This is a genomic window from Microcystis sp. LE19-195.1E, assembly GCF_027532095.1.
Classification (GTDB): Bacteria; Cyanobacteriota; Cyanobacteriia; order Cyanobacteriales; family Microcystaceae; genus Microcystis; species Microcystis aeruginosa.
On sequence record NZ_JAPZSZ010000099.1, the window covers coordinates 19,881 to 28,981 of the forward strand.

General features: G+C 45.7%; 9 protein-coding genes. 6 read left to right on the forward strand and 3 right to left on the reverse strand.

The features are described 5' to 3' along the window. The first annotated feature begins 21 nt into the window (after positions 1–21). From O9300_RS06115 to O9300_RS06130, 4 genes are all read left to right on the forward strand, one after another. Positions 22–198 carry a hypothetical protein gene (locus O9300_RS06115; protein ID WP_287970647.1) on the forward strand — a complete coding sequence of 59 codons (177 nt, stop codon included), beginning with the start codon at positions 22–24 and terminating at the stop codon, positions 196–198. After that, the gene (locus O9300_RS06120) at positions 188–1,933 is read left to right on the forward strand and encodes a diflavin flavoprotein (protein ID WP_287970649.1); all 1,746 of its coding nucleotides are present in this window, start codon (positions 188–190) and stop codon (positions 1,931–1,933) included. Before O9300_RS06115 ends, O9300_RS06120 begins: the two co-directional genes overlap by 11 nt. 121 nt (positions 1,934–2,054) lie before the next feature. Further along, positions 2,055–2,762, forward strand: coding sequence for a hypothetical protein (locus O9300_RS06125; protein WP_287970651.1), 708 nt, complete (start codon positions 2,055–2,057; stop codon positions 2,760–2,762). Between the two features lie 5 nt (positions 2,763–2,767). Then, entirely contained in the window at positions 2,768–3,040 is a 273-nt protein-coding gene (locus O9300_RS06130) for a hypothetical protein (protein ID WP_190720580.1), read from the forward strand. 390 nt (positions 3,041–3,430) lie between these two features. On the opposite strand, the gene mnmG is transcribed toward O9300_RS06130, so the two are convergent. Then, entirely contained in the window at positions 3,431–5,338 is a 1,908-nt protein-coding gene (mnmG, locus tag O9300_RS06135; protein WP_287970654.1) for a tRNA uridine-5-carboxymethylaminomethyl(34) synthesis enzyme MnmG, read from the reverse strand. 232 nt (positions 5,339–5,570) lie between these two features. Between mnmG and O9300_RS06140 the strand changes: the two genes are divergently transcribed. Next, complete coding sequence (locus O9300_RS06140) at positions 5,571–6,998, forward strand: cytochrome ubiquinol oxidase subunit I (RefSeq protein ID WP_287970656.1); 1,428 nt, start codon at positions 5,571–5,573, stop codon at positions 6,996–6,998. Positions 6,999–7,006: 8 nt separating this feature from the next. Further along, positions 7,007–8,020, forward strand: a complete 1,014-nt coding sequence (gene cydB, locus O9300_RS06145) for a cytochrome d ubiquinol oxidase subunit II (protein WP_002753098.1) — start codon at positions 7,007–7,009, stop codon at positions 8,018–8,020. An 81-nt stretch (positions 8,021–8,101) separates the two neighbouring features. Here the strand turns inward: cydB and O9300_RS06150 are convergent, their stop codons facing one another. Together O9300_RS06150 and O9300_RS06155 are read right to left on the reverse strand one after the other, a co-directional pair. Beyond that, positions 8,102–8,596, reverse strand: a complete 495-nt coding sequence (locus O9300_RS06150) for a phosphoribosyltransferase (RefSeq protein ID WP_039899628.1) — start codon at positions 8,594–8,596, stop codon at positions 8,102–8,104. A 22-nt stretch (positions 8,597–8,618) separates the two neighbouring features. Beyond that, positions 8,619–8,852, reverse strand: a complete 234-nt coding sequence (locus O9300_RS06155; protein ID WP_287970658.1) for a hypothetical protein — start codon at positions 8,850–8,852, stop codon at positions 8,619–8,621. Positions 8,853–9,101 lie beyond the last annotated feature (249 nt).

Here is a 9,101-nt window from a genome sequence, read left to right on the forward strand (position 1 = left end):
TCAGTTATCAGTTAGAAGGGGATGGGAGACAGGAGACAGGAGACAGGATTCAGGAGTCAGGAGTCAGGAGTCAGGAGTCAGGAGTCAGGAGATTATTTTTATTTATTCTTCCCACACCCCACACCCCACACCCCACACCCCACACCCCACACCCCACACCCAACACCCAACACCCAACTTAACAATTATGACCACTAATACCTTAATTCCCAATCCTGCTATTAATAATCGCTCCCGCGATGTTCAAACCGCAGAAATTGCCGATAAAACTTGGGTTTTTCGCTCCCGTACTTGGGACAGATTAAAATTTGAAATAGAATATGCTCGTCAACGGGGAACCACCGCTAATTCCTATCTTATCTGTGGCGATAAAACCGCCTTAATCGATCCCCCTGGAGAATCCTTCACCGAAATTTATTTAGAAGAAATTCGTCAATATATCTCCTTACATCGTCTCGATTATCTGATTCTCAGTCACGTTAATCCCAACCGTATCGTCACTTTAAAGGCCTTATTAGCCGCCACCCATCAAATCACCATCCTCTGTTCTAAATCTGCCGTCAATACCCTTAAAAATGCCTTTCCCGATGCCCAAATTTTGGGCATACGAAGCGATGAAATCCTTGATTTAGGGCAAGGTCATCAACTAAGTTTTATTAATGTCCCTACGCCGCGCTGGCCTGATGGTATCTGCACTTTTGACCAAAAAACCCAAATTTTATACAGCGATAAATTCTTTAGTGTACATCTGTGCAGTGACGCTCTTTGGGATGAAAATTGGAAACAATTAGACGCGGATCGTCGTTATTATTTTGATTGTCTCCATGCCGTGCAATCCAAAGCGGTAGAAACAGCCCTCGACAAAATTAAAGAATTTCCCGCCCAATATTATGCACCCGCCCACGGTCCGATAATTCGTCATAGTCTTAGTCGTCTTGCCCACGATTATCGTTATTGGTGTCAAGAACAAAAAACTCGACCTCTACAAGTGGCTTTATTATATGCTTCTGCCTACGGAAATACTGCCACCCTGGCCCGCTCGATCGAACGAGGATTATTAGAAAATGATCTGGCCGTAGAATCAATAAATTGTGAGTTTGCCACCCCCGCCGAAATTAGTCAAGCGATCGAAAATTGTGACGGATTTATTATCGGTTCTCCCACCTTAGCCGGTCACGCTCCTACCCAGATCCAAACCGCTTTAGGAATCGTTCTTTCCACGGCAGCAAAAACTAAATTAGCCGGGGTTTTTGGTTCCTACGGTTGGAGTGGGGAAGCTGTAGATTTAATTGAAACTAAACTCAAAGATGCTAATTATCGCCTCGGTTTTGAATCCTTGCGCGTGCGTTTTAGCCCCACAGAAAGCTGTTTACAAGCAGGTTATTTAGCTGGAGAAACCTTCGCCAGGGCCTTGAAAAAAACCAAAAAATTGCGGGTTCCCCAACAGGGAATGACCGAAACACAAATCGATCGCACTGCCCAGGCCGTTGGTCGGATTGTCGGTTCCCTCTCTGTTCTCACCACTCGTCAGGGCGAGGATCATGCTGGTTTCCTGACCTCTTGGGTATCCCAAGCCAGTTTTAACCCCCCGGGGCTAATTATCGCCGTTGCTGACGAACAAGCCGCCGATCGCCTAATTAACTCCGGAACCGCCTTTACCTTGAATATTCTCAAGGAAGGGCGCAATTTACGCCGTCATTTTTCCAATCGCATCAAATCCGGCGGCGATGTCTTTACGGGATTAGAAACCCAAGTCGGGGAAAATGGCTGTCTGATTTTAAGCGAAAGTCTCGCCTATCTAGAGTGTACGGTCAAAGAGCGACAACTCTGCGGCGATCGCTGGTTAGTCTATGCTACCGTCGAGCGGGGTCAAGTTTTGGATAGTAACGGTGTCACCGCCATCGGTCATCGCAAATCCGGTAGTCAGTATTAAAACTGGACTAGCGGGGCAAAGCTCCTGACTTTCCCCCCATCATCGGCCTAGATTTCTGGGAAACAAATGTTATGTTAGTATCTAAAGTTATCCGACCAGGCCATTTTGTCTTTGTTTCCGTATGAAAAAATTGCCGCTAATCCTATCGGTGGGGAGTGTCGCTTTATTGTTGGTGGGATGTCCAGCTTCTAACCAAGCTAATCAATCCCCACCGCCCAGCCAAGAAACCCCCACCCCCTCTCCCAGTCCCCCGGCTGCCCAACCACCGGCCTTTAGCGGTGCTGTGCAACCGGCCACCGAACCAACCCCCCCAAGGGTAGCGGGATTGATTCCCGCTACCGACCCCGACCAAAAACGGGCAGAAATTAATCGCGGTCGCAGCGATCCCTTTGCCCCCTTTCCCCTACAACCAAATATTACGATAGCCGCAGCCGCACCAATGGGCAATCGTCCGGCAGCCGCACCCCCATCCGCATCCGTAGGCAATCGTCCCACTCCCAGACCACCGATAGTGAAAGGGCCGCCACCACCACCGCAACCGACGGAAGCGGAAGAAGTGCAAGTATCGGGCATCGTCCAGTTACCTACCACTGCTATGGCGATCGTGAAAGCCCCCGGAGAAGCCACGGAACGTCGAGTTATCCCCGGTTCTACTCTCTCTAATGGTTTAATTTTAGTTAAAGCGATCGATACTAATCCCGATAACCCCTATATTGTCTTAGAACAATACGGTCGAACTATTACCCGTCGTTTAGGGGATGCTGTCCCCGAACCCGCCGCCGCACCGCAAGCCTCGATCAGCTATAATGTTTCCGAATCAGGAGAATAAAACCCGTGCGATCGATTGCTATTCAACAAAAACAAACCATTATTTATCCGCGAATGCCCTTGGCTATCTATCGGGAGTTAGCCAGCCATTTAGAACAGGTTCAGGGGGTCGAAACCCATCTCACTCCCCAGCAGTTCCAACAATTCGATTATCATCAAAGTCAGATCGGTAGTCTAGAAATTAACTATACCGAGACTTTTCAGGAAAGCGATCGCCCTCTGGTGACGGCAATTCTCGATTATTATGCCCAACGTCACGGCTCCTATCGGCTTTCCTAAGCTTTCTCTCCTCACCTTTTCTCCGATTAGCGAATTTTCTTGTTAAAAACTAAAGGTATTTTATAGGATTTATCTTAATGCTGGGGATGATGCCAAATCCCGTCATACTTCATTTAAACTTAAGTAGGGTTTGCGGCAAAAAGTACGGGCGAAGCATTCGGATAGAAAATCTACGGTTTCACCGATAGGTTATTGCCCGAATGCTTCGCCCCTACAGGAGGCGGGCCGATGAAGACGCAAGGTTTTGAAGCATGATTCTCTCAAAATCTTGCACCTGTTTCGCTCGTAAAGCCACAAAACCCTTACCTTGCCTACATTTCACATTTATTCAGCAAACCCTAATTAAGCAGCCGATGATAACTCTTGATCGCTTAAAATCGAGATTATTTCCTAACTTTTAACTGCCGACATCTGCCGCATTTCTAAATATACTAATAAAGCGTTAATATCAGCAGGATTGACTCCGCCAATTCGCGAGGCTTGGCCGATAGTGGCGGGTTTAATTTTTGTTAATTTTTCCCGCGATTCCATTGACAAAGTTTCGATTTTCATGTAGTCAATATCGGGGGATAAATGACGGTTACTGTGGCGACTAATTTGGTCGATTTGATTTTGTTGTCGCTTCAAATAACCAGAATATTTAATCTCAATTTCTACCCCTTCTCTTTCGGCTAAATTTAAATCGGGATTACCTAAACCATAACGATCAAGATCGAGATAATGCAAGCTAGGACGACGCAGTAAATCCGCTAAAGAGAGAGAACCTTTGATTTTTTGTTCTGTATCCTTAACGATGGCGATTGCTACTTCATCCCGTTCTTTAATTCTGGTTTCGTGTAGGCGTTCTTTTTCGGCGATAATATTAGTCTGTTTAGTTTGGAATAATTGCCAACGCCGGTCATCAATTAAACCAATTTCTCGCCCTAAAGGTGTTAATCTTTGATCGGCATTATCCGATCGCAATACTAAGCGATATTCGGAACGACTGGTTAACATTCGATAGGGTTCCCGCAGATCCTTGGTACACAAATCATCGACCAAAGTTCCTAGATAACTTTCCTCCCGGGGAAAAACAATTAACTCTTTTCCTAAAGCAAACCGCGCCGCATTAATCCCCGCCACCAGTCCCTGGGCTGCCGCTTCTTCATAACCGGTTGTGCCGTTAATTTGTCCCGCACAAAATAACCCCTCAATCTTCTTCGTCATCAGGGTTGGATAACACTGAGTTGCCGGTAAATAATCGTATTCCACTGCATAGGCAGCCCGCAGCATCACACAGTTTTCTAAACCGGGTAAAGTCCGCAGCATTGCTAATTGAACATTTTCCGGCAGTCCCGTTGAAAAGCCTTGGATATAAAGTTCGGGAATATCGCGCCCTTCCGGTTCAATAAAAATTTGATGACTTTCTTTATCGGCAAAACGGACGATTTTATCCTCAATACTAGGACAATAACGCGGTCCTTTGGAGTCAATAAAACCGCCATAAATGGGGGATAAATGTAAATTATCTCTGATTAATTGATGAGTTGCCGCCGTGGTGCGGGTGAGATGACAGTTCATTTGTTCCCGTTCGATCCACACCTCCGGATCAAAACTAAACCAACGTACCTCTTCATCGGGCGGTTGCGGTTCCATGCGGGAGTAATCCACCGAACGCTTATCCACACGGGCAGGAGTGCCAGTTTTTAGACGACCAGTCTCGAATCCGAGACGATTTAGGGTTTCTGTTAAACCCACCGCCGCAAATTCGCCCGCGCGTCCGGCGGCCATAGACTTGCCGCCGATCCAGATTTTGCCGCCTAAAAAAGTGCCAGTGGTTAAAATGACGGCTTTAGCGGCGAAACAAGTGCCGAAATAGGTTTCTACCCCTAAAACTTGCTCATTTGCCCCTAAAATCAGGTCTGTGGCCATGCCTTCCCGAATAACCAGATTTGCCTGGGTTTCGACGATACCTTTCATCACCGCCGCGTATTCCCGTTTATCGGTTTGGGCCCGTAGGGCCCAGACTGCCGGTCCGCGAGAGGCATTAAGAACCCGTTTTTGCAGATAGGTGCGGTCGGCCATTTTGCCAATTTCGCCGCCTAAAGCGTCCACTTCGTGGGTTAATTGGGATTTAGCCGGACCACCGACGGCGGGGTTACAGGGTTGCCAAGCGATTTTATCGAGATTAAGAGTGAGGAGAAGGGTACGACAACCGAGACGGGCGCAAGCTAGGGCCGCTTCACAGCCGGAATGGCCCGCCCCGACGACGATGACATCAAATTCATCTTGAAAGTCTGCGGCTGAGGAGAAAGTCATACTCGATCGAGGGGAAAATTAATTAATCAGGCTAATATTCTAGCAATTTTTCTGAGTTTTCCTCCCAATATAATACAAGAATACTAACTAAGTCATTGACTAACACCAAAGCGATCGCATAAATCTAAAAACAATCTGTATAATCCCTATTTACCCTTGCCTTTTCAGGGCATTACTGGCTAAGTATTATAGGTGCTTATCATATCTTCACGATCGTTTAAAGATTATAATCATGGATTTACTTGCCAATCCCGTCGCTTTGTCGCGGATACAATTCGCCATCACCGCTATTTTCCATATGCTTTGGCCGGTGTTAACCACTGGTATGGGCATCTATCTAGTTATTGTCGAAGGATTATGGCTAAAAACCCGCAATCCTGACTACTATCATCACGCTCGCTTCTGGTCAAAACTTTACATTCTCAATTTCGGCATTGGAGTTGCTTCTGGTTTACCGATGGCTTTTCAGTTTGGCATGAATTGGGCGCCTTTTTCGGAAGCGGTGGGGGACTTTTTCGGAACTATCCTCGGTTTCGAGGGAACCATGGCCTTTATGCTAGAGGCTAGTTTTCTAGGAATTATGTTGTTTGGTTGGGGACGAGTTCCCCCGTTAATTCACTTCCTAGCGACAATTCTCGTCGCTTTTGGGGCTAATCTTTCCACTTTCTGGATTTTAACCGCTAATTCTTGGCTGCAAACCCCCGCCGGCGGCATTTTCGTGGATGGTAAATTTATCGTTCAGGATTACCTACAAGCGATTCTCAATCCCTTCATGGTTAATAGTTTCCTGCATATGTTTTTCGCTACTCTGGAAACTTCTCTTTTCGTCATTGGTGGTATTAGTGCTTGGTATTTGCTCAATAAACGTCACATTAGCTTTTTTAGTCGTTCTCTCAAAATTGTTCTTACTCTAGCGATTGTTATCGCCCCCTTGCAAATTTTTGTCGGTCATCTTAGTGCCGAACAAGTGTATCACTATCAACCGGCTAAATTAGCCGCCATGGAAGCGCAATGGGAAACCATTCCTGCGGGAGAAACTGCCGGTTGGAGTTTGGTTGCTTTACCCAAGGATAAAGCGGAGACAAATAGCTGGGAAGTGAAGATTCCTAATGCTTTGGGTTATCTTTTGGAATTAAAACCCAAGTTATCGGAACCTGTTCTCGGCTTAAAAACGTGGAAATACGAAGACAGACCGCACATGGTGGGGCTAATCTATTATTCCTTCCGGATTATGGTCGCTATCGGTCTTTTTCTTGCTTCTTTAATGACTGTAACTGTCGGGCAATGGCTGCGCGGTCAACTGAGTAACGAAAAAATCGACAGTCAAAAATGGTTACTGCGCGCTTGGGTTTTTGCAGCCCCTCTGGGTTATCTTGCGGTTGAAACCGGTTGGATTGTCCGTTGTGTCGGTCGTCAACCCTGGACAGTTTACAATCAAATCCGGACAGTGGATGCTGCTTCTAAACTGCCCGCAGGCGAGATTTTAACCTCTTTAATCGGAATTACGGCGATTTATGTCGTTTTCTTGGTTTCTGCTCTCTATTTTGGCAGTCTTATTATCCGTCAGGGACCCAATCTTAACTTACCACTGCCGGGGACTCAAGAGGAAAAAGTGACCTCACCCGAACTAAATCCTCGTTCCCTAGAAGCGCAACAATAGGAGGAACTATGGAACCGTTACAGTATTTTTTGCCACAAATTTGGTTTTTTATTCTGGGTTTATTCCTGTTTCTCTACGTCCTTCTCGATGGTTTTGACTTGGGGGTGGGAATTCTTTCCCTGACTTCCTCCTCCGAGAAGCGTCGCAGTATTTTAATGACCAGTTTGGGCAATGTTTGGGATGCTAACGAAACTTGGATTGTCTTGATGGGTGGTTCCCTGTTTGGGGCGTTTCCCCTAGCTTACGGGACAATTTTAAACGCTTTATACCTGCCGGCAGTGATTATGGTGGTGGGGCTGTTATTTCGGGCTGTTTCCTTCGAGTTTCGTGAACATTCTCGTCGCAAGTTGTTCTGGAATTATGCCTTCGGACTCGGCAGTTTTTTGGCCGCTTTGGGGCAAGGATTCGCCCTCGGTGCGGTTTTTGAGGGCATTAAAGTGGATGAATTGGGTCATTTTGCCGGCGGCCCCTTTGATTGGTTAACATGGCGATCGATTCTAGTTTCTTTAACTTTAATCCAAGCTTATGTTTTAGTGGGTTCCACTTACCTAATTCTGAAAACTACGGGTAATTTACAGGAAGTTCACTATAAAACGGCAAAAATTGCCGCTATTACCACTTTTATCGGTGCTGTCTTTATCACCATCAGTACGCCGCTGCTTTCTGACCATATCCGTCAGCGTTTATTTGACCCTCGACTAATTTACATCTTTATCCTCATCCCGATTCTAGCTGTGGTCTTACTGGGTTTATTACTGCGGAGTTTGCAACTAAAAGAAGAAAACACCCCCATGGTCTGGACAGTATTGCTGTTTATGCTCTCTTTTATCGGTTTGGGATTGTTGATTTTCCCCGATATTATTCCCCCGTCAGTGACAATTTATCAAGCGGCGGCCGCCCCTAGTTCTTTGGTGTTTATGCTGACTTTTGTGGGTTTTTTAATCCCAATTTTACTAGCCTATACAGTTTATAATTACATCGTTTTTCGGGGTAAAATTACTGCTGAATCCTACGGAGAATAGATGACGTTGCCGATTTCAGATATCAATCTTCTTTGGTGAGATTTTTAAAGGGGGACTCTCTAAGCTGATGCTAAACTGAATTTATTCTAGGAGGTCTTTGGGTGTAATTAACTCGTAACGCTCGAAGGGTTGATGAATCCAAGGATTATCGGGGTAATATTCCACATAATAGTCAGGTTTGATTCTTGATGCCGCTTTGTACCAGATCACCGCAGTTTTGATATTGGTAATCCCGTATTTTTCCTGCAATAAAATCGAGGTTTTTTGGAGAGTGATTCCCGAATCGACTAAATCATCCACTAATAACAAGGGACTCTTTAATTTGGCTTCGATCATGGCTAAATTCGAGGAAATAGTTAATTCTCCCCGAATTTGATGATTTTGCCCCCCGTAGGAAGCAGCGTAGAGAATGGCTAGGGGTTGACGAAAAAGACGACAGAGAATGTCACCGACGCGCAATCCTCCCTTAGCTAAACAGACAATCTGAGCAAATTGCCAACCAGAATGATCGATTTTTACTGCTAATTTTTCGATCAGACGATGGTATTCATCCCAAGAAACATAGACATCGGCCATATTTTCCATTCCCGATTCAGAATTACTTATTTTCGGCAGCTCGATCACTACTCCAGGCCCACCAAACTCGATCGCATTGACAATGATAGAATTCCTGCCATTTACGTCGAGAATCTTCTCCTAAAACGGGAGCGCGGCGATTGATCCAAACGGCCTGAGCTTCTTTAGCTTTTGCCCCACAGTAAGGACAACAAAAATTGTAGGCGTGAACAGCATTCTCTGTCCAGTCAGGAGGAAAGGGACTAAAAGCATCCATAATCTCTGGGTTAAGGGGGTTAACAGTCAAAAAGGGGCTTCAATCGCTGGTGTTTAGGCTATAGTCCTCAATTTCTGCTTCGATAATTTTTACGGCGTTTCCCATAAAACTGAACTTCCCCCGTATAAATATACTAGCTATGGCTCAAAGTCTTACAGAGCCTGAGTTAAAGCAATATAATACTAAGGGACTACTGGACACAAAATCCTGAAGTCCTTACGCAGATAGGGTTTGAGGCAAAAATTTTCA